Genomic DNA, 18,682 nt, shown 5'->3' with positions numbered 1-18,682 from the left:
ACCGTCGTACGTCTTCTTCACCGACAGCACCTTTGGAGCAGCGCATGACCGTCGTGCCGCCCTCGTTCGACCTCCTCCCCGGCGACCCCGCCTCCCCCGTGATCCTGCATGTGCCGCACTCGGCGCGGGAGATACCGGCGGACGCGCGGTCCGGGATCGTCCTGGACGACCCCGCGCTGGAGCGCGAGCTGGACCACATCACCGACGCGCACACCGCGACGATCGCCGAGGAGGCGGCCCGGACGGCCGGAGTCACGCCGTGGCGTTTCGTGAACCGGCTGTCGCGGCTGGTCGTGGACCCGGAGCGGTTCCCGGACGAGCGGGAGGAGATGCTGGCCGTCGGCATGGGCGCGGTCTACACGCGGACCACGCACAAGGACGTGCTCCGCCCCGACGGCTTCGACGCGGGCCCGCTGGTCGAGCGGTACTTCCACCCGTACGCGCAGGCGATGACGGAAGCGGTCACGGACCGGCTCGCGGCGACGGGACGCTGCGTGATCGTCGACGTGCACTCGTACCCGACGGCCCCGCTCCCCTACGAACTCCACGGCACCGGCCCCCGCCCCGAGGTGTGCCTCGGCACGGACCCCTTCCACACCCCGCCGGCCCTCCTGGAGGCGGCACGGGAGGCGTTCGCGAAGTGCGGCGAGACGGGCCTGGACAGCCCGTTCGCGGGCACGTACGTCCCGCTGAAGTACTACGGCGAGCGGGCGGAGGTGACGGCCCTGATGGTGGAGATCCGCCGGGACACGTACATGACGGAACCGGGCGGGCCGGCTCACGAAGGGGTGACGCGTCTGGCGTCGGCGCTGGCGTCACTCGTCGACGCGGTGTGAGCCGGCCGCGGGCCGCCTCCCCGCGGCCCGCGACCGGGCCGACGTCAGGCGCGGAGCCACTCCGTCATGACCACCTCGCCCGGCGTGTGCAGGCGGAGGGCGAAGGGGCCCGACGGGGTCACCGGTGCCGTGAAGCGGCCCATGTCGTCGGCCGTGGTCGTCGTGGCCGGGCGGGGGCCCGTCAGGATGTCGATGCGGGCGGGGGACGGGGGGAGGACCTGGCCGATCATGCCTTCCTCCGTCAGTTCGACGTCCAGCGTCGTCCCGCCGGCGCTGAACGTCAGCATCCGCGGGGCCGCCGCCGCGCCCCGCACGGGGATCGCGTCGACGAGCGAGTCGAAGGTCAGCTCGGCGACCCGTGCCTCCAGGTCGCGCAGCGCGAACGCGTCGATCGCGCTCTGGAGCAGTGGCGGGGGCACCGGGTCCAGGAGGGACGCGGCCTGCCGCAGTTCCTCCTCCAGCAGCTCCTCCTCGACGCCGGGGCCGTCGCCGAAGCCCGTGCCGCCGTCACCGATGCCGCCGCTGATGTCGTCGCTGTTGTCGTCGCTCATGCCGTCCCCCGTGCCTCCAGCCGGGCCCGCAGCCGGCGCAGACAGCGCTGGCGCATCGGCCCGATACTGCCCACCGCGATGTCGAGCGCGGCGGACACCTCCTGATAACTGGGCGGCGGCGACGTGATCAGCACCCGCAGCAACTGCCTGCACCGCTCGCCCAGTTCCTCGAACGCCTGCCACAGCCGCCGCACCCGCTCCCCGTGCGCGGCGGCCTCCTCCGTCTCCAGGAGGGCCTGTTCGGGCTCCCCGCCCTCACTCACCCTGTCGAGCATCTGCGGGTCGTCCGTGAGGACCAGCCGCCGCGCCTGCCGGTGCACCTTCAGGCACTCGTGGCGCGCGGTGCTGGCCAGCCAGGAGCCCGCCTTCTCCGGCTCCCGGATGCGGTCCAGATGCTGGGTGAAGCGGAACCAGACGGTCTGGTACACCTCGTGGGCGTCCGCGTCGGACAGCCGGTGCGCGCGCACCACGGACCAGACCAGCGGGCCCAGGCCCTCCACGATCGCCTTCCAGGCCGCCGCGTCGCCGTCGACTGCGGACCGGACCAACGCGCCGACTTCCGAACGCTCCACGGTGCCACCCCTCGTGTACGGCACGTCATGGTACGCCGTGGAGCGGATGGTTCCGGCCGTCATGGCCGTGCGGTGGGCGCCGGGACGCGTACGGGACTCCAGGTCGGCGGCAGCAGCGCGGGCTTGTGCGCCCCGCGCACGTCCACGAACTCGTCCACCGCGTCGAGCAGTTGCCGCCGGGCCGCGCGCGGGTCGAGCTCACCGTGTGCCGCCATGTGGCCGGCGATCATCCCGACCGCGACGGGAGTGGCGAACGAGGTGCCGCTCCACTGGGCGAGCCCCTCGAACATCACCTGGTCCGGCTTGGCGGACCCGCCGTCCTCGCTCAACACACCTGTGTGGCGCGGGTGGTGGCAGGTGCAGGCGTAGCTGAAGCCGTAGCGGCAGGAGTCGTAGGTGGAGTGCTGGTAGATGTACGGGACGGGCGTCCGGAATCCCGTCAGGGCGCTGGTGAGCCGCTCGCCGGGGGCGTACGCCTTGACCCAGCCGCCGTGGTTGGAGAAGCAGGCGCCGGACTCGCCGTCCGCGCGCAGCGCGCCGACCGACAGCACGGCGTCCTCGTAGCCGGGCAGGTCGGCGTAGGCGGCGGGCCAGAAGGGCGTGGCGCCGGCGTTGTTGCCCGCGGCGGCGACCAACAGGGTGCGCCGCTGCCGCAGTTCGCGCATGAAGGCGTCGACACCGAGGAGCCCGTCGGTGCGGCCGTTCGTCGTGCCGGCGGAGAGGCTGAGCACGTCGGGCCAGCCGCCCGCCTCGACGGCGTCGAAGAGCTTCTCGCCGAACTCGTGCTCCAGCACCGCCCCCGCGTCGTTGAGGGCGCCGCTGACGGTGATGTCGGTGTGCGGGGCGACGGCGGCGACCAGCCCGGCGATGAACGTGCCGTGTCCGCAGTACTGCCGCAGGACCCCGTCGTCGTCGCACTCGGCGACCTGGGAGTCCCCGTGGGTGCGGGCGAGCGGCGGGTACTGGCGGTAGTCGTGCATCAGGCCGGTGTCGACGACCAGGACGCGTGCGGCGTCCTCGCCGGGTTCGCCGTCGGTCCCGGCGACGGCCGGGTTGGGCCGGGCGTCGCGCGCCACGGGCACCGGCTCGTCGCCGGGGCAGGCGTTGACGGCGATGTGCACCACGTGGTTGCGGCTGACCATACGGCGTCCGGCACGCCCCTCCACGGCGGCGAGCGAGCGCAGCGCGCCCGCGACGGCCGGGTCACCGGCCGCGTCCCCCTCGCCGGGGTCGGACACCTGGATGCGGACGACACCGGAGCGGTTGCCCGCGGGGCCGAGCCGGCGGACGCGGTCCGGGGCGCCGGCGGCGAAGGTGCGGAAGTGCCCGCGCACGGTGTCCTCGACGACCTGCGCCTCCTCCCCCTCGCGGGCGAGGACGACGCCCTTCTCGTAGAGGAACTCCCCCGCGTCGTCGGGTCCCATGGCCAGCGGGACGTCGGGCATGGAGCGCTGGATCTGCCGGAACTGCTCACGGAAGCGCTGAGGTGGCATGGCATGTCCTCCACTGGGGCGACGGGGGCCGGGGCCGCGGAGCTGTCATGAAGAAGAGTCCCGGGGCGGTCGCCTGATACAACGCCGTACCTGTGAGGTGTGGTTGCGGACCACTACCATCGTGCAGGTGACAGCGGGAAGCGACGCGGTGCCGGACCTCCTTCCGCTGGTGTTCGCCGCCCCGAACGAGGCGCTGACGAAGGCGGAGTCCGTGCTGCGGCACCGCCCCGAGCCCCTGCACGCCTCGGTGGCGCATCAGGTGATCGGCATCTGGCAGCGGGACTTCGGGGACCTGCGGCTCGCCCTGCGCCATCTGCGGCGGGCGCGGAACTGGGCGGCGCGGGCGGGTTCGGCGGACCGGGAGGCGGACGTCCTCGCCACGCTCGGGGTCGCGTTGGTGCATTCGGGGCGCACGCGGCAGGGCCTGGACGCCCTGGGGCAGGGCGTGCGGCGCGGCACCGGCCACACCCGGGCGCGGGTGCTGTTCCGGCGGGCGTACTGCTGGTGGGTGCTGGGCCATCACAAGGAGGCCCTGGAGGACGTACGGCGAGCGGTGCCGGTGCTGCGGCAGGCCGGGGACGTGATCTGGACGGCGCGGGCGCTGACGCTGCGGGCGACGGTGCATCTGGCGCTGGGCGCGGTGGAGCGGGCGGAGGCGGACTTCGCGTCGGCGGAGGACCTGTGGGCGGTCACGGACCAGGAGCACGACAAGGCGGACGCGGTGGAGAGCCGCGGGCTGGCCGCGTTCCGCTCCGGTGACGTCCCGGCTGCGCTGCGGCTGCTGGACGAGGCGGAGGAGCGGTACGCGAAGCTGGGCACCCCGACGTTCATGCTGAGCATCCGGCGCTGCGAGGTGCTGATGGCGGCCGGTCTGGCGGCGGAGGCGCTGGCCGAGGCGGACACGGCGATCGCCGAACTGGACTCCATCGGCGGGCAGTCGACCCGCAAGGCGGAGCTGCTGCTGGCGGCGGCGCGGGCCGCCCGGCAGGCCGACGACCCGGCGACGGCGACGGCGCGCGCGGGGCTCGCCGTGCGGCTGTTCGCGGGCCAGCGGCGCACCTGGTGGGAGGCGCACGCCCGGCTGGTGCTGCTCGGGGCCCGGCACGCGGCGGGGAAGGCGTCGAGGCGGCTGGTCGCGGACGCGGCAGCGGTGGCGGAGCGGCTGACCGGTCTGGGCGCTCCGACCGCCCCGGAGGCGTATCTGCTGGCCGGGCGGATCGCGCTGGACCTGGGCCGGACGGCGGACGCGGAGCCGTATCTGGCGGTCGCCGCGCGCAGCCGTCGGGGCGGGCCGCCGCTCGCGCGGATGACGGGCTGGGCGGCGCAGGCGCTGCGCGCGCGGGCGGCCGGTTCCACGCGGGGCGTGCTGGAGGCGTGCCGGCGCGGGCTGGCCGTGCTGGACGACCACCGGATGACGCTGGGCGCCTCGGAGCTGCGGGCGCGCGCCACGGCGCAGGGCGCGGAGCTGGCGGCGCTGGCGCAGCAGGCCGCGCTGCGGTCGGGCGGGCCGCGACGGCTGCTGGTGTGGAGCGAACGCTGGCGGGCCACGGTGCTGTCCGCGCCGCCGACGCGGCCGCCCGCCGACCCGGAGCTGCTGAGCCACATGACCGCCTACCGGGAGATCGCGGCGCGCGCCGAGGAGACCCGGATGGAGGGCAGGCCGGTGCCGGCCCTGGAGCGGGAGCAGCGCCGCCTGGAGCGGGCGATCCGCTCCCGCACCCTGCACATGCGGGGCGAGGCGCATGACGACGACACCCGCTTCGACGTGGGCCGTCTGCTGGACCAACTGGGCGACGGCGTACGGCTGGTGGAGCTGGCGGTGGTCGACGGGCGGGTGCAGGTGCTGCTGTGCGGGCAGGGCCGGGTGCGCCGGTTCGAGGCGGGCCGGCTGACGGCGGCCGAGACGGAGGCCGACCATGTGCAGGCGGGCCTGCGGCGGCTGGCGCATCCGGGGGCGCAGGCACGGCTGCCGCTGGTGGAGGCTGCGGGCCGCCGTCTGGAGGAGCTGCTGCTGGGGCCGGCCGCGGCACACCTGGGCGACGGGCCGGTGGTGATCGTGCCGCCGGGGCGGCTGCACCGGGTGCCGTGGGCGCTGCTGCCGTCGCTGCGCGAACGGGTCGTCAGCGTGTCGCCGTCGGCGAGCAGTTGGCTGCGCGCGCGGGAGACACGGCCGCCGTGGGGCGGACGCAAGGTGCTCGTACGGGGCCCGGGCCTGGCGACGGGCGGCGCGGAGGTGACCCGGCTCGCCGCCCGGTACAGCGGCGCGACGGTGCTGGAGCACCGGGACGCGTCGGTGCCGCGGGTGCTGGCGGAACTGGACGGGGCGGGGCTGGCGCACATCGCGGCGCACGGCACGTTCCGTACGGACGGCCCCATGTTCTCCTCGCTGCGGATGGCGGACGGCCCGCTGATCGTGCACGACTTCGAACGGCTCGGCCGCAGCCCGTACCGCATCATCCTGTCCTGCTGCGACACGGCCCGCTTCGCCACGGTCGGCGCGGACGAACTCCTGGGCCTGGTCACGGCGTTGCTGCCGCTGGGCACGGCGGGCGTGGTGGCGTGCAGCGCCCCGGTCAACGACGAGGCGGTGGTCCCCCTGATGCTCGCCCTGCACGAGGGCCTGGCGCAGGGCCTCCCCCTCCCTGAGGCCCTGCGCGACGCCCGGGCGGCAATGCCGGACGACGCCCTGCACCGGGCCACGGGGTGGGCCTTCACGGCGTTCGGGGCGGCGTGAGGGGGCGTGAGGGCCGCCTGTACGGGCCCTTGGCGCTCGGTGACACGGTGATCCGGACCTACGCCGGCGGGCGTGAACAGACGACAGCGGAAGAAGCTGGTCCGGCGGCTCGTCGAGGCGGTGACGTTCGGGGAGACCGACGAGGTCGACGCCCTGCTGCGGGCCGGGGCCGACCCCGACGGGCGTGACGCCGACAGCACGACACCCCTCTACGCCGCGTCGGTCCACGGTGCGACCGACAAGGTCCGGCGCCTGCTGGCGGCCGGCGCCTCACCCGACGCGGAGAGCGGGCTCGGTGACCAGGGCACGCCCTTGTGCGGGGCGGCCTGCTGGGGGCACACCGGGGCGGTGCGGGCACTGCTCGACCACGGGGCCGATCCGAACCTCCGCGAGGACCGGCACGGGTCTCACACCCCTCCAGTGGGCGCGGAACGGGCCGCATGCGGAGACGGTCGAGGTGCTCCTCGCGGCGGGCGCGCGGCCCCCGGACACGGCCGGCTGAGGACACGGCGGCGTGCGGAGCGAGTACCCACTCATTGACGGAGTGAGTAGTCACTCCGCACGTCGCCGTCATGACAGCAGCCAAGAAGGACCGACCACGCCCGCCCGTCGCCGGGCCCCCGGTAGGTCGCCGGAGCAGCGAAGGGCGATGATCGTTCAGGCCGCGATCCCGCTGATCACCGAGTACGGCTCCGCCGTGACGACCGCGAAGATCGCGCGTGCCGCGGGCATCGGTGAGGGCACGATCTTCGCGTCCCTCGCCGCGTGGGCGCTCCTCGCCACGCCGGAGCGCTTCGGGGTACGGCATGCCCGCGCGATCCGGATTGGGGTGGCCGTCGCCGTACTGGCCGTGTCCCTCCTGCCGTTGGCCGGCGACGGCATGGACGGCGGGACCCGCACGGCGCTCACGCTGATGCACCTGGCCGTGGCGGCCGCACTGATCCCGGGGCTGACCGGCCGGCCACCTGCTCACTCGTAGCGCGTGCGCAGCGACTCCCGCTCGAGCTCTTCGACCTGCTCGACGGTCAGACCCGGCAGGTCGAGCTGCGCCAGCGTCACCCGGGCGCTGCTCGGCTGGGCGTCGGCGGGGACCCAGTTCTCCGGCTTCCAGGCGTTGCCCCGCATCAGGGACTTGGGGCAGTGCGGGTAGGCCGCTTCGATCCGCACCACGATCGCGGAGACGGGCGGCTTGCCCACGGCGGTGAGCCGGCCGAGCAGTTCGGGGCGGGCCGAGACGAAGGCGCGGCCGTTGACGCGGAGCGTGGACGTACGGCCGGGGACGACGAAGAGCAGGCCGACCTGCCCGGTCTCCACCACGTTCTGCAGCGTGTCGAGCCGCTTGTTGCCCGTCGCGTCGGGAATCGCCAGCGTCCGGTCGTCCAGCACGGACACGAACCCGGGCGGCCCACCGCGCGGGGTGACGTCCGCACGCCCCTCGGCGTCGGTGCTCCCGATGAACACCAGCGAGGCGCAGCCGATCAGCGCCCGCGTCTCGTCGGTGAGATGGTCGATCTCCTTGCGGACAGCGTTCTCGTGGGGCTGCGGGTACAGCTCGCGCAGCTGCTCCGTGCTGGTGAGGGCGTCCGCTTCCAGTGCCTCGAAGAGCAGGCCGCTGGTGGTCCGCGTGTCGGTCGTCATACCCACGACCTTAGAAGACGACCTTGGTCCGGCGCAGGGCTCCGGGTGATCCCGCGGGACCCGCGAAGCCCGCCCGGTGTGCGTCACTCGGTCCCGGACTCGTCCGGACCGCCGATGTCGAGCACCGTCCCGTACAGCCGGGTCACCTTCAGCCGGACGGCCAACCGCCGTTCGTGGACCAGCTGTTGGAGGAACGCCGCTTCGTCCTCGGGAGGGCCGAACCGGGACGCGATGCCGAGCAGCTCCCGGCCGACCGCGTCCCCGGGGACCGTCGTGACGTCCGACAGCTCGGCCTCACCCTCGGCGACGGCGAACGACCGGACGTCGTCGCCCTGGACGTGCAGCGCGGCGTGCGGGTCGCGGCGCAGATGGGCGACCTTAACCCGGTCGGCCGTCGTGGAGAAACCCAGCAGGCGGGCGTCGGCGTCCCAGGCGTACCCCATGGTGCTCAGGTGGGGGTGACCGCTGCGCTTGACGGTGGCGAGGCGTACCGAACCGCCCGCTCGCGAGCAGTCGCGAGAGGGCTTCGTCGGAGAGGGGGCGAGGTCCCGGTCGTGTGGCCATGTCCCGCGCAACACCCGTCAAACGGGCGCTCCATTCCCCGCATGCGTCAGGGGCCCGCCGGATGTCCGGCGGGCCCCTGTGCTCGCATCGTCGGGACGACAGGATTTGAACCTGCGACCCCTTGACCCCCAGTCAAGTGCGCTACCAAGCTGCGCCACGTCCCGATGCGGCTCTCGCGGCGAACCGCGTGATCTCGCAGGTCAACCCTACCGTATGCGGAGGGGAGGATGAGCCGGGGCCGCGGCCCGCAGAAGCCGCACGTTTGTCCTGTCAAATGGTTGACAGGACACCGTCCTGCGCCCGAAGGTGGGCGGGCAGGACAGGACCCGGCCGGAGAGAGGCAAGTCATGGTGGATGCTCTGGGCGTCGCCGTCGTCGGATTCGGCTGGATGGGGCGGGTGCACACCCAGGCCTACGCGCGGGTGGCGCACCACTTCCCCGGGCTGCCGCTGCGCCCGGAGCTGGTCACCGTCGCCGAGGAGGTGCCGGGGCGGGCCGAGGAGGCCGCCGCTCAGTTCGGGTTCGCCTCGACGACCCGCGACTGGCGTGACGTGGCCGCCGATCCCCGGGTGCGCGCGGTCAGCATCACCGCGCCGAACTTCCTGCACCGCGAGATCGGCGTGGCCATGGCCGAGGCCGGCAAGCACATCTGGATCGAGAAGCCGGTCGGGCTGACCGCCGAGGACGCCCGGGCGGTCGCGGACGCGGTCGCCAAGGCCGGTGTCCAGGGCGCGGTCGGCTTCAACTACCGCAACGCGCCCGCTGTGGAGGCCGCCCGCGAGCTGATCGCCTCCGGCGGGATCGGCAAGGTCACGCATGCCCGCGTCCGCCTGTTCAGCGACTACGCGGCCCACCCGGAGGGCGCGCTGACCTGGCGCTACGAGCGGGAGCGCGGCGGCAGCGGAGTGCTGGGCGACCTGGCGTCGCACGGCGCCGACCTGGCCCGTTACCTTCTCGGCGACATCACCTCGCTGACCGCCGACACGGCGATCTTCCTGCCCGAGCGGGCCCGCCCGGCCGGTGCCACGGCCGGCCACTCCCGCGCGACCGGCGGCGAGCTGGGCGCGGTGGAGAACGAGGACTACGTGAACTGCCTGCTGCGGTTCGCGTCCGGCGCGCGGGGCGTGCTGGAGGCCTGCCGGGTCTCCGTGGGCGAGCAGAACAACTACGGCTTCGAGGTGCACGGCACCGAGGGGGCGGTCTTCTGGGACTTCCGCCGCATGAACGAACTGGGCGTCAGCCGCGGCACCGGCTACCAGGACCAGCCGGTCAGCACGGTGTACGTGGGGCCGGGAGACGGCGAGTTCGGCGCGTTCCAGCCCGGCGCGGCCAACGCCATGGGCTACGACGACCTGAAGGTGATCGAGGCGTACCGCTTCCTGCGCTCGGTCGCCGAGGGCGTCCCGTACGGCGCCACCCTCGCGGACGCGGTGCACAGCGCGACCGTGCTGGACGCGATGGTGCGCTCGGCGGAGAACCGCACCTGGGTCACCGTGGACACGCCCGCGTGAGACACCCGGCGTCTACTTCGCCGCCGCCGCGTCCTCCTTCCGCCCCAGCCACACCTTGACCGGCACCAGCACCAGCCACCACCACATGGCGGTCGGCCCCACCACCAGGGCCAGGGGAATGGTCACCACGAACACCCCCACCATGACCCCCAGATCGACGGCGTAGAGGAACTCGTTCCGCAGGGGTTCGGCGTCGCCGTGCAGCCAGGGCCGGCGGGCGACGACGACGGCGAGGGCGAGGTGGACGGCGCCGAGGGAGGCCACCGCCGCCGAGTAGACGACCACGGAGATGGGTTCGTCGCCGTACTCGGAGACCAGGGCGGTGGGGAACGGCAGCAGCGCGGCGAGGCCCAGGCCGAGAACGGTCAGCCAGATGACGTCGGCGTCCACCAGCCGCACCCGGTGGAAGATCGCCCGGTGGTCCCGCCAGAAGCCGGCCAGCACGGCGAGGCTGATCGCGTAGGCGCCCAGGTTGGGCAGGACGTCGCGGAGCGCCTCGTGGAACCCGTCGGAGTCCAGTCCCTGCGGCACCTGGATGTCGAGGACCAGCAGGGTGATGGCGATGGCGAAGACGCCGTCGGACAGCGCCAGCAGCCGGTCGGGCCCGCCTTCCGCGGTCGGTTTCCTCATGCGCTCGACGGTAGGCACGGCCGGCCGGACGCGGGGCGCTACACGCCAGCCGGGTCACCCGGCCACGGCGGGCGCGGGCATGTTGTACGGCGTGACCACCTGGATCGCGGACGGCAGGGTGGGCCCCGCGGGCGGCAGGGCGCCGTGCGCGCGCATCACCATGTGGCAGGCCTCACGCAGGTCGTGGCGCAGGTCGTGGTGGAGGACGGCGGACAGCCGGTGCTCGCGCAGCAGCCGGGTGTTGTCGTGGTCGAGGTCGTGCGCGATGAACACGGCGCACTCGCGTCCTGCGTCCTCGAAGGCGCGCAGGGTGGCGATGTTCCCGCCGCCGATCGAGTAGACCGCGCGGATCTCCGGGTCGCGTTCCAGGGCGGCGCGGACCAGGTCGTACTGGGTGGCGTCCAGGCCCTGGCCCTCGGCGATCTCGACGAGGACGCGCCCGGGGTGGCGGGCGCGCATGGTGCTGCGGAAGCCCATCTCCCGCTCCTCCTCGTTGCGGAAGAAGCCGCTGGAGAGGCTGGTGAGCACATTGCCGGGCCGGTCGCCGAGCCACTGGCCCATGAGGTACGCGGCGGTGGCGCCGGCCGCCCGGTTGTCGCTGCCGACATGGCCGATCCGCGCGCTGACGGGCAGGTCCGTCACCAGGGTCACGACCGGGATGCCGGCCGCGGCGAGCCGCCCGACGGCGGCGGTGACCTCGGGGACGTCGGGCGCCTTGAGGAGCACGCCCTGGGAGCCGCGGCGGGCGATCCGGTCCAGGACCGCGACCAGTTCCTCCGCCGGGCCGGTCTCCCGGAAGTGGAAGCGGGAACGCACCACCGCCGGGTGCAGGGAGGGCAGTTCGGCCTCCAGAGCCGCCCGGACGGCCGTGGAGAAGCGCTCGGGCGACTGCATGACGATGTCCACCATGAACGTCCGCCCGACCAGACGGACCTGGGTGCGCTGCCGGTCCAGGTCCGCGATGGCCCGGTGCACCTCGCGCGCGGTGCTCTCCCGCACCCCGCCCCGGCCGTTGAGGACCCGGTCCACGGTGGCCTCGCTCAGTCCGGCCTGACGTGCGATTTCGCGGATCGGGAAGGGGTGCCCCATGCGACTGCTCCTGAGGGGTTTTTGATGGGTTCCTGATGGTGGTGCGAGGGGTTTGTTCTGACAAGAATGACATCACCCACGTCGCTCCGTGACCCGAAGGGACGACTCCATGTCCGCATCGCCTTCCGTGCAGACCCCCGCGCCGGCCGCCTGGCTGTCGGAGCGGGACTGCGACCTGGACGCCTTCCGCGCCCTGGTCGAGCAGTCCACCGACGCCTCCTCGTACCCGCTGGCCTCGGCCGTCGAACGGAACGTACTGCTGTACGACGCCGACCGGCTCGCACTCACGGACCGCCGTACCGCGCAGGCCGAACTGGTCCACGCCCTCGCCGACGGCCCCGGCATCGTGGTGATCCGCGGCGCCTTCTCGGACACGTCGGTGGTGGACCGGACCACGGACGTGTTCGACGCCCTGATCGCCCAGCAGCGGGCCGCGGGCGCGACCGCCAGCGACCACTTCGCCGCGCCGGGCGCCAACGACCGGGTGTGGAACGCGCTGGAGAAGGCCGCGCTGCACGACCCGGAGGCGTTCGCCGACTACTACGCGAACGACATGATCGCGCTGGTCTCCACGGCCTGGCTGGGCCCCGGCTACCAGGTGACGTCCCAGGTCAACGTGGTCAACCCGGGCGGCGCGGCACAGACCGTGCACCGCGACTACCACCTGGGCTTCCTGTCGAACGAAACGGCGGCCGCCCACCCCGCGCACGTGCACCGTCTCTCCCCCGTGCTCACGCTCCAGGGCGCCGTGGCGCACTGCGACATGCCCGTCGAATCGGGACCGACGATGTACTTGCCGCACTCGCAGAAGTTCGAGCCGGGCTACCTCGCCTGGCGGCTGCCGCACTTCCAGGCGTACTTCGACGACCACCACATCCAGCTCCCCCTGGCCAAGGGCGACGCGGTGTTCTTCAACCCGGCGCTGTTCCACGCGGCCGGATCGAACCACTCGGCGGACATCCGGCGTACGGCGAACCTGCTCCAGGTGTCCTCGGCGTTCGGACGTGCGATGGAGACCGTGGACCGGGAGGCCGTGGTGGGCGCCGTCTACCCGGTGCTGCTGGCCCGCAAGGCCGAGGGCGCCTCGGAACAGTGGCTGGAGAACGTGATCGCGGCGAGCGCCGAGGGCTACCCGTTCCCCACCAACCTGGACAACGACCCGCCGGTCGAGGGACTCGCTCCGCCGTCCCAGGCCGACACGGTGCGCCGCGCGCTGCACGAGAGCTGGACCCCACGAGCCCTCCGCGACGCGCTGCGGACGGCCACGGCCCGGCGCGCAAGCTGACCCTCAGACTGAACAACCGGAAGGACACCATGGGACTCCTCGACGACAAGGTCGTCCTCGTCAACGGCGGTACTCAGGGCGTGGGCGCCGCCGTCGCGCGGGCCGCGGTGCGCGAAGGCGCGGTCGTGGCGGTCAGCGGCCGCCGCCCGGAGCCGGGGGAGGCACTGGTCGCCGAACTGGCCGGGCAGGGCGCCAAGGCCATGTTCGTACGGGCGGACCTGGCGGACGCCGGCCAAGCCAAGGAAACGGTCGCCCAAGTCGTAGAGGCATACGGCCGTATCGACTGCCTGGTGAACGCGGCCGGCCTGACCTCACGCGGCACGCTGCTCGACACCACCCCCGACCTGTTCGACCAGCACATCGCGATCAACCTCAAGGCGCCGTTCTTCGCCATGCAGGCGGCGGTGGCGGACATGGTGCGGCGCGCCGAGCCCGGCACGATCGTCAACGTCATCACGTCGTCGGCGCACGGCGGACAGCCGTTCCTCGCCCCGTACGTCGCCGCCAAGGCGGGCCTGACGGGCCTGACCCGCAACGCGGCGCACGCCCACCGCTGGGACCGGATCCGCATCAACGGCCTGAACATCGGCTGGACCGCGACCGAGGGCGAGGACGCCACGCAGCGCGCCTTCCACGGCGCCGGCGACGACTGGCGGGAGCGGGCCGCCGCGCGGCTGCCGATGGGCAAGCTCGGCCAGCCGGACGAGATCGCCGACTTCGTGGTCCTGCTGCTCTCCGACCGTTCCGGGGTGGTCACCGGCTCGGTCATCGACTGGGACCAGAACGTCCTGGGCGGCCTCGACTGACCTCCCCTCGCCCCCACCCGCACCACCCGCACCCAAGGAGCACCCCCTCATGCGCATCGGAATCCTCGGCCTCGGCCGCATCGGCGCCTTCCACGCCGAAACCCTGTCCGGGCTCGACGCCGTCGAGTCCCTCGTCGTCTCCGACCCGTTCGCGGACGCCGCGAAGGCAGCCGCGGAGCGCTTCGGCGCGCAGGTCGCGGACTCCCCCGAGGCGGTGCTCGCGGCCGGCGTGGACGGCGTGGTCGTCGCCGCGGCGACGGACGCCCACCCGGGGCTGATCACGGCGTGCGTGGACGCGGGCGTGCCCGTCTTCTGCGAGAAGCCGGTGGCGCGCACGATGACCGAGGGCGTCGAGGTGCTGAAGGCGGTCGCGGGCCATGACGTACCCGTGCAGATCGGCTACAACCGCCGCTTCGACACCGGCTTCGTCGCCGCCCGCGCCGCAGTCCAGTCCGGCGAACTGGGCAAGCTCCACACCGTACGTTCCACCACGCTGGACCCGGCGCCGCCGCCCGCCGCGTACATCGCCGCGTCCGGCGGGATCTTCCGGGACTGTTCGGTGCACGACTTCGACATCATCCGCTGGGTGACCGGCCGTGAGGTGACCGAGGTGTACGCGGCCGGCGGCAACCGGGGCGCCGACTTCATCAAGGAGGCGGGCGACGCCGACACCACGGGCGCGATCCTCACCCTGGACGACGGCACCCTCGCGGTGGTCTCCAACAGCCGCCACAACGCGCGGGGTTACGACGTCCGCATGGAGATCCACGGCTTCACCGACTCCATCGCGGTGGGCCTGGAGGACAAGCTGCCGCTGCGCTCGGTCGAACCCGGCGTCACCTTCCCGGCGGGCGTGCCGCACGACTTCTTCATGGACCGCTTCACCGAGGCCTACCGCGCCGAACTCCTCGCGTTCACCGAGGTGGTGGCGGGCACCCGTCCGTCGCCGTGCACGATCGAGGACGCGTTGGAGGCCGGCTGGATCGCCGAGGCGTGCACCCTGTCGCTGCACGAGCACCGGCCCGTCACCCTGGAGGAAGTACGGCAGGCATGAGCGAGTCCGCTCCGCAGCCGCTGCGCATCGGCATCCTGGGGGCCGCGCGGATCACCGAGCGCGCCCTCGTCGCCCCGGCCCGGTCCGCCGGCCACCGCCTGGTCGCGGTGGCCGCCCGCTCCCGCGCCGAGGCCTTCGCCGCGGCGCACGGTGTGGAGCGGACCCACGGCTCGTACGCCGAGCTGCTCGCCGACCCCGAGGTCGAGATGGCCTACAGCCCCTCGCCAACGGGCTCCACGGGCCGTGGAACCTGGCAGCGCTCGCGGCGGGCAAGCACGTTCTGACGGAGAAGCCGTCGGCAAGCAACTCCGTGGAGGCGCTCCTTGAGGCCGCCGCTGCGTCCGGCACGGTCTTCATGGAGGCGTTCCACTACCTCTTCCACCCGGTCACGCGGCGGCTGCCGGCCTCCGGCGAGCTGGGCGAACTCCGCCACGCGGAAACTCTGGTGGCGATCCCCGCCCCCGATCCCGACGCCCCGCGCTGGTCGCTCTCCCCGGCCGGCGGCGCGCTGATGGACCTCGGCTGCTACGGGCTGCACGAATGCCCGCAGTTGGCGGGGGGCCCGCCACCGATGTCCGGCTAGCCGCCCGCGGCGGGGAGGGGACGGGGTGGGGGCGGGGTGGGGGACGGGGTGGGGGCGGGCGCCCGCAGCGGCTGGCGCGTCCGCGCCCTGGGCCTCTTCAGCTCGCACTCTCGCGCCGGACCGAGGACGACCGCCCCCACCGCGGCCCCGCACCACCACCCCACCCTGGGCGCTACGCCCACCCCCACCGAACCGCAACCCTGCGCCGCAGGCGTCACGCCGCAACCTTCACCGGTCAGAACCCTGCACCGCAGGCGGACGACCCCAGCCCCCACCGGACAGCACCCTGCACCGCAGGCGGACGACCCCAGCCCCCACCGGACAGCACCCTGCACCGCAGGCGGACGACCCCAGCCCCCGCCGGACCGGACGACGCCCCTCAGACCTCAGCCCCGTACAACCCCGGCCGCTCCGCGAGCGCGACCTCCGCCCGGCCCCCCGTCTCCAGCGCCCGCACCCCCGCCTCGCACACCGCCGCCGCCGCATAACCGTCCCACGTGCTCGGCCCCGTGACCTCGCCCCGCCGGGTCGCGTCGACCCACGCCTGGACCTCGTCGTCGTAGGCCTGGGCGAAGCGTTCGGTCCAGTCCTGGGGGATGGTGCCGCCCCAGCGTCCGGCCATGTTGGTGACCAGTTCGTGGCCGTCGCCGATGCGGGCCGTGCCGCGTTCGCAGACCGCCTCGGCCTGCACCTGGTAGCCGAAGCCGCAGTTGACGAAGATCTCCACGTCCGAGAGGGCGCCCCCGTCCGTCTCCAGGACGACGAACTGCGGATCGCGCAGTCCGCCGGGGGCGCCGGAGGACGACGACGGGCACAGCACCGTCACGGCACTGATCTCGTGGCCCAGCAGCCACCGCGTGACGTCGACCTCGTGGGCCACGGAGTCGGTGATCAGCATGGAGCTGGTGAAGAAGGGCGGGCTGGCCACGTTGCGGTGGCGGTTGTGCAGCATCAGCGGCCGCCCCAGCTGCCCGGTGCCGAGCAGCGCCTTGAGGCGCACGTACTCGGTGTCGTACCGGCGCATGAAGCCGACCTGCACCAGCCGGTGCCCGAGAGCGACCTCGGCCTCCATCACACGCAGCGCGGACGCCGCGTCCGGAGTCAGCGGCTTCTCGCACAGAACGGGCAGGTCCCGCGCGAACGCGGCCAGCAGCGCCTCCTCGTGGGCGGCCCCGGACGAGGCGACGAGGACGGCGTCGACGTCCGCCGACGCCATCGCCTCGTCGGCATCGCCGTACGCGGTGCAGCCGTCCACGCCGGCAGCGACGGCCTCGGCCCTCCCCCGGTCGATGTCGACGACCGCGGCGACCCGCGCCCCGCTGATCACCCGGTCGATCCGCCGCACGTGGTCGGCGCCCATGCGGCCGGTGCCGATGACCGCGATCCCAAGGGTCTCGCGCCGGTTCATGTGAGTTGCCTCCCCATGAGGGACGTGGTGGTCAGGCACCGCAAAAGCGCTCAGGCACCGCAAGAGCACTCAGGCGCCACAAAAGCGCTCAGGCGCCACAAGATCGCTCAGGCGCCGCAGGAGCGAAGGAACTTACGGGTCCGCACCGCGATGGGCAGCGGCTTGTCAGGCTCGCACGGGTACATGTCCTGCTCGACGATCGCGAACAGGTCCACGCCCAGCTTCTGCGCGGCCGTCAGCACAGGCCCCAGCTCCGGCACGCCGGCAGGCGGCTCGCACATCACGCCCCGCTGGACGGCGGGCCCGAAGGGGATCTCGTTCTTGACGACGTCGGCGAGGATCTCCGGGTCCACCTGCTTGAGGTGCAGGTAACCGATGCGCTCGCCGTAGGTCTCGATCAGCTTGACGCTGTCGCCGCCGCAGTAGGCGTAGTGACCGGTGTCGAGGCAGAGGTTGACCAGGCCCGAGTCGGTGGAGTCGAGGAAGCGCTCGACGTGCTCCTCGGTGTCGATGTGGGTGTCGGCGTGCGGGTGGACGACGATGTCGAGCCCGTACGTCTCCTTCACCTCGCGGCCGAGGCGTTCCATGCCCCGGGTGAGGTGGCCCCACTGCTCGGTGGTGAGCTCCGGCGGCTCCAGGATCTCGGCGGTCTTGTCGTCCCGCCAGAACGAGGGGATGACGACGAGGTGCTCGGCGTCCATCGCCTGGGTGAGCGCGGCGACGCGGCTGACCTGCTCCCAGGTGGAGTCCCACTCGGAGGGCCCGCGGTGCAGCCCGCAGAAGATGGTGCCGGCGGACACCTTCAGGTCCCGCCGGCTCACCTCGTCCTTGAGGCGGGCCGGGTCGGTCGGCAGGTAGCCGTAGGGGCCGAGTTCGATCCAGGAGTAGCCGGCCTCGGCGACCTCGTCGAGGAAGCGCTGCCAGGGCACCTGCTGCGGGTCGTCGGGGAACCAGACGCCCCAGGAGTCGGGGGCGGAACCGACCCGGATGCGGTCGAGGGCGACTGCCATGTCAGGACTTCCCTTCCGGGGTCGCGGCCGTGGCGGCACGGAGGTCGCCGGCCTCGGGCAGGCCCTCCGTGTCGACGCCGCGGACCTGCGCCAGCTCGTGCTTGAGCGCGGCCAGTTCCGCGCCGCCCGCCATGTGGTTGGTCAGCTCCTCGAGGCTGACCTCGCTGCGGTCGGCGCTGAGCTCCAGGGTGCCCAGGCGCAGCACGTTGAAGTGGTCGCCGACCATGTAGGCGTGGTGCGGGTTGTGGGTGATGAAGATGACGCCGAGGCCGCGGTCGCGGGCCAGGGCGATGTACTTCAGGACGACCCCGGACTGCTTGACGCCGAGGGCGGCGGTGGGCTCGTCGAGGATGAGGACGCGGGCGCCGAAGTAGACGGCGCGGGCGATCGCGACGCACTGGCGCTGGCCGCCGGAGAGCGTGCCGATGGGCTGCTCCAGGTCGTCGAGGACGATGCCCATGTTGCGCAGCTCCTCGTCGGCGGTCCTCTTCATCCGCTCGATGTCGAGGCGGCGCAGGGGCCAGGGGCCCTTGGTCATCTCGGAGCCGAGGAAGAAGTTCCGCCACACCGGCATCAGGGGGACGACGGCGAGGTCCTGGTAGACGGTGGCGATGCCCTTGTCGAGGGCCTCGCGCGGGGTGGAGAAGCGCACCGGTGCGCCGTCGACGAGGAACTCGCCCTCGGTGTGCTGGTGCAGCCCCGAGACGATCTTGATGAGGGTGGACTTGCCGGCGCCGTTGTCGCCGAGGACGCAGGTCACCTTGCCGGGGTGGACGGTGAGGTCCACGCCGTGCAGGGCGCGGATGTTGCCGTAGGACTTGCCGGCGGAACGGAGCTCGACCAGGGGGCGGTCCTCACCGGCCGGGGTGTCCGTGCGGGCGGCACCGTCGGTGCCGGTCGTCTTGTCGGTCATTGCGG

The 18,682-nt window shown here is 73.3% G+C and carries 16 protein-coding genes, 1 tRNA gene and 3 pseudogenes; 9 read left to right on the top strand and 11 right to left on the bottom strand.

Going from position 1 to position 18,682, the window contains the following annotated elements:
* Positions 1-44: 44 nt before the first annotated feature.
* Positions 45-836 carry an N-formylglutamate amidohydrolase gene (locus ACQY0Z_RS27780; protein WP_189902937.1) on the top strand — a complete coding sequence of 264 codons (792 nt, stop codon included), beginning with the start codon at positions 45-47 and terminating at the stop codon, positions 834-836.
* Positions 837-880: 44 nt separating this feature from the next.
* Here ACQY0Z_RS27780 and ACQY0Z_RS27775 read toward each other — a convergent pair whose 3' ends face one another.
* From ACQY0Z_RS27775 to ACQY0Z_RS27765, 3 genes are read right to left on the bottom strand one after another with little or no spacing between them, the layout of a single operon-like run.
* Complete coding sequence (locus tag ACQY0Z_RS27775; RefSeq protein WP_254585816.1) at positions 881-1,387, bottom strand: hypothetical protein; 507 nt, start codon at positions 1,385-1,387, stop codon at positions 881-883.
* Entirely contained in the window at positions 1,384-1,959 is a 576-nt protein-coding gene (locus ACQY0Z_RS27770; protein ID WP_189902935.1) for an RNA polymerase sigma factor, read from the bottom strand. The genes ACQY0Z_RS27775 and ACQY0Z_RS27770 overlap by 4 nt, the downstream gene beginning before the upstream one ends.
* Before the next feature lie 59 nt (positions 1,960-2,018).
* On the bottom strand, positions 2,019-3,452 hold the full coding sequence (locus tag ACQY0Z_RS27765) for a S8/S53 family peptidase (protein WP_254585815.1): 1,434 nt from the start codon (positions 3,450-3,452) through the stop codon (positions 2,019-2,021).
* A 127-nt stretch (positions 3,453-3,579) separates the two neighbouring features.
* On the opposite strand from ACQY0Z_RS27765, the gene ACQY0Z_RS27760 reads away from it, so the two are divergent.
* The 3 genes and pseudogenes from ACQY0Z_RS27760 to ACQY0Z_RS27750 all read left to right on the top strand — a co-directional run bounded on the left by ACQY0Z_RS27760 (position 3,580) and on the right by ACQY0Z_RS27750 (position 7,165).
* Entirely contained in the window at positions 3,580-6,186 is a 2,607-nt protein-coding gene (locus ACQY0Z_RS27760) for a CHAT domain-containing protein (protein ID WP_439812992.1), read from the top strand.
* A 72-nt stretch (positions 6,187-6,258) separates the two neighbouring features.
* Positions 6,259-6,688: pseudogene (locus ACQY0Z_RS27755) on the top strand (ankyrin repeat domain-containing protein).
* Between the two features lie 147 nt (positions 6,689-6,835).
* Positions 6,836-7,165 (top strand): DUF6069 family protein, encoded by a 330-nt coding sequence (locus ACQY0Z_RS27750; RefSeq protein WP_439812991.1) that lies wholly within the window; start codon positions 6,836-6,838, stop codon positions 7,163-7,165.
* Here ACQY0Z_RS27750 and ACQY0Z_RS27745 read toward each other — a convergent pair.
* The 3 genes and pseudogenes from ACQY0Z_RS27745 to ACQY0Z_RS27735 all read right to left on the bottom strand — a co-directional run bounded on the left by ACQY0Z_RS27745 (position 7,156) and on the right by ACQY0Z_RS27735 (position 8,552).
* Positions 7,156-7,824 carry an MSMEG_1061 family FMN-dependent PPOX-type flavoprotein gene (locus ACQY0Z_RS27745; RefSeq protein WP_439812990.1) on the bottom strand — a complete coding sequence of 223 codons (669 nt, stop codon included), beginning with the start codon at positions 7,822-7,824 and terminating at the stop codon, positions 7,156-7,158. The genes ACQY0Z_RS27750 and ACQY0Z_RS27745 overlap by 10 nt on opposite strands.
* A gap of 83 nt (positions 7,825-7,907) precedes the next feature.
* A pseudogene (locus ACQY0Z_RS27740) lies at positions 7,908-8,388 on the bottom strand (PPOX class F420-dependent oxidoreductase).
* 90 nt (positions 8,389-8,478) lie between these two features.
* A tRNA-Pro gene (locus ACQY0Z_RS27735) sits at positions 8,479-8,552 on the bottom strand.
* 183 nt (positions 8,553-8,735) lie between these two features.
* Between ACQY0Z_RS27735 and ACQY0Z_RS27730 the strand changes: the two genes are divergently transcribed.
* Complete coding sequence (locus ACQY0Z_RS27730) at positions 8,736-9,899, top strand: Gfo/Idh/MocA family protein (protein WP_189902928.1); 1,164 nt, start codon at positions 8,736-8,738, stop codon at positions 9,897-9,899.
* 12 nt (positions 9,900-9,911) lie between these two features.
* Here ACQY0Z_RS27730 and ACQY0Z_RS27725 read toward each other — a convergent pair whose 3' ends face one another.
* Both ACQY0Z_RS27725 and ACQY0Z_RS27720 read right to left on the bottom strand, forming a co-directional pair.
* Positions 9,912-10,490, bottom strand: coding sequence for a TMEM175 family protein (locus tag ACQY0Z_RS27725; RefSeq protein ID WP_439813388.1), 579 nt, complete (start codon positions 10,488-10,490; stop codon positions 9,912-9,914).
* A 93-nt stretch (positions 10,491-10,583) separates the two neighbouring features.
* Positions 10,584-11,618 (bottom strand): LacI family DNA-binding transcriptional regulator, encoded by a 1,035-nt coding sequence (locus tag ACQY0Z_RS27720; protein ID WP_189902926.1) that lies wholly within the window; start codon positions 11,616-11,618, stop codon positions 10,584-10,586.
* Positions 11,619-11,727: 109 nt separating this feature from the next.
* On the opposite strand from ACQY0Z_RS27720, the gene ACQY0Z_RS27715 reads away from it, so the two are divergent.
* The 4 genes and pseudogenes from ACQY0Z_RS27715 to ACQY0Z_RS27700 form a co-directional block, all read left to right on the top strand.
* Positions 11,728-12,903, top strand: a complete 1,176-nt coding sequence (locus tag ACQY0Z_RS27715; RefSeq protein ID WP_439812989.1) for a phytanoyl-CoA dioxygenase family protein — start codon at positions 11,728-11,730, stop codon at positions 12,901-12,903.
* Positions 12,904-12,932: 29 nt separating this feature from the next.
* Complete coding sequence (locus ACQY0Z_RS27710) at positions 12,933-13,709, top strand: SDR family oxidoreductase (protein ID WP_439812988.1); 777 nt, start codon at positions 12,933-12,935, stop codon at positions 13,707-13,709.
* A 49-nt stretch (positions 13,710-13,758) separates the two neighbouring features.
* A complete protein-coding gene (locus ACQY0Z_RS27705; RefSeq protein WP_189902920.1) occupies positions 13,759-14,763 on the top strand; it encodes a Gfo/Idh/MocA family protein in 1,005 nt (334 codons plus the stop codon).
* Positions 14,760-15,331: pseudogene (locus ACQY0Z_RS27700) on the top strand (Gfo/Idh/MocA family protein); the annotation flags it as partial. The gene ACQY0Z_RS27705 and the pseudogene ACQY0Z_RS27700, both read left to right, overlap by 4 nt.
* Positions 15,332-15,725: 394 nt before the next feature.
* Here ACQY0Z_RS27700 and ACQY0Z_RS27695 read toward each other — a convergent pair.
* The 3 genes from ACQY0Z_RS27695 to ACQY0Z_RS27685 all read right to left on the bottom strand — a co-directional run bounded on the left by ACQY0Z_RS27695 (position 15,726) and on the right by ACQY0Z_RS27685 (position 18,677).
* The gene (locus tag ACQY0Z_RS27695) at positions 15,726-16,754 is read right to left on the bottom strand and encodes a Gfo/Idh/MocA family protein (protein WP_439812987.1); all 1,029 of its coding nucleotides are present in this window, start codon (positions 16,752-16,754) and stop codon (positions 15,726-15,728) included.
* 107 nt (positions 16,755-16,861) lie between these two features.
* Positions 16,862-17,764, bottom strand: coding sequence for a sugar phosphate isomerase/epimerase family protein (locus ACQY0Z_RS27690; protein ID WP_189905609.1), 903 nt, complete (start codon positions 17,762-17,764; stop codon positions 16,862-16,864).
* Between the two features lies 1 nt (position 17,765).
* On the bottom strand, positions 17,766-18,677 hold the full coding sequence (locus ACQY0Z_RS27685; protein WP_254586188.1) for an ATP-binding cassette domain-containing protein: 912 nt from the start codon (positions 18,675-18,677) through the stop codon (positions 17,766-17,768).
* Between the last annotated feature and the right edge of the window lie 5 nt (positions 18,678-18,682).

Origin of the sequence: Streptomyces sp. P9-2, from assembly GCF_051903975.1 — a bacterium.
GTDB lineage: Bacteria > Actinomycetota > Actinomycetes > Streptomycetales > Streptomycetaceae > Streptomyces > Streptomyces cellulosae.
This window is presented reverse-complemented; position numbering and strand designations above follow the sequence as displayed.

Bases quoted from the DNA above. Each gene is read 5' to 3' on its own strand.
- ACQY0Z_RS27730 (WP_189902928.1), top strand. From the start codon at position 8,736: ATGGTGGATGCTCTGGGCGTCGCCGTCGTCGGATTCGGCTGGATGGGG.
- ACQY0Z_RS27775 (WP_254585816.1), bottom strand. From the start codon at position 1,387: ATGAGCGACGACAACAGCGACGACATCAGCGGCGGCATCGGTGACGGC.
- ACQY0Z_RS27695 (WP_439812987.1), bottom strand. From the start codon at position 16,754: ATGAACCGGCGCGAGACCCTTGGGATCGCGGTCATCGGCACCGGCCGC.
- ACQY0Z_RS27750 (WP_439812991.1), top strand. From the start codon at position 6,836: ATGATCGTTCAGGCCGCGATCCCGCTGATCACCGAGTACGGCTCCGCC.
- ACQY0Z_RS27720 (WP_189902926.1), bottom strand. From the start codon at position 11,618: ATGGGGCACCCCTTCCCGATCCGCGAAATCGCACGTCAGGCCGGACTG.
- ACQY0Z_RS27780 (WP_189902937.1), top strand. From the start codon at position 45: ATGACCGTCGTGCCGCCCTCGTTCGACCTCCTCCCCGGCGACCCCGCC.
- ACQY0Z_RS27715 (WP_439812989.1), top strand. From the start codon at position 11,728: ATGTCCGCATCGCCTTCCGTGCAGACCCCCGCGCCGGCCGCCTGGCTG.
- ACQY0Z_RS27745 (WP_439812990.1), bottom strand. From the start codon at position 7,824: ATGACGACCGACACGCGGACCACCAGCGGCCTGCTCTTCGAGGCACTG.
- ACQY0Z_RS27690 (WP_189905609.1), bottom strand. From the start codon at position 17,764: ATGGCAGTCGCCCTCGACCGCATCCGGGTCGGTTCCGCCCCCGACTCC.
- ACQY0Z_RS27710 (WP_439812988.1), top strand. From the start codon at position 12,933: ATGGGACTCCTCGACGACAAGGTCGTCCTCGTCAACGGCGGTACTCAG.
- ACQY0Z_RS27685 (WP_254586188.1), bottom strand. From the start codon at position 18,677: ATGACCGACAAGACGACCGGCACCGACGGTGCCGCCCGCACGGACACC.
- ACQY0Z_RS27765 (WP_254585815.1), bottom strand. From the start codon at position 3,452: ATGCCACCTCAGCGCTTCCGTGAGCAGTTCCGGCAGATCCAGCGCTCC.
- ACQY0Z_RS27705 (WP_189902920.1), top strand. From the start codon at position 13,759: ATGCGCATCGGAATCCTCGGCCTCGGCCGCATCGGCGCCTTCCACGCC.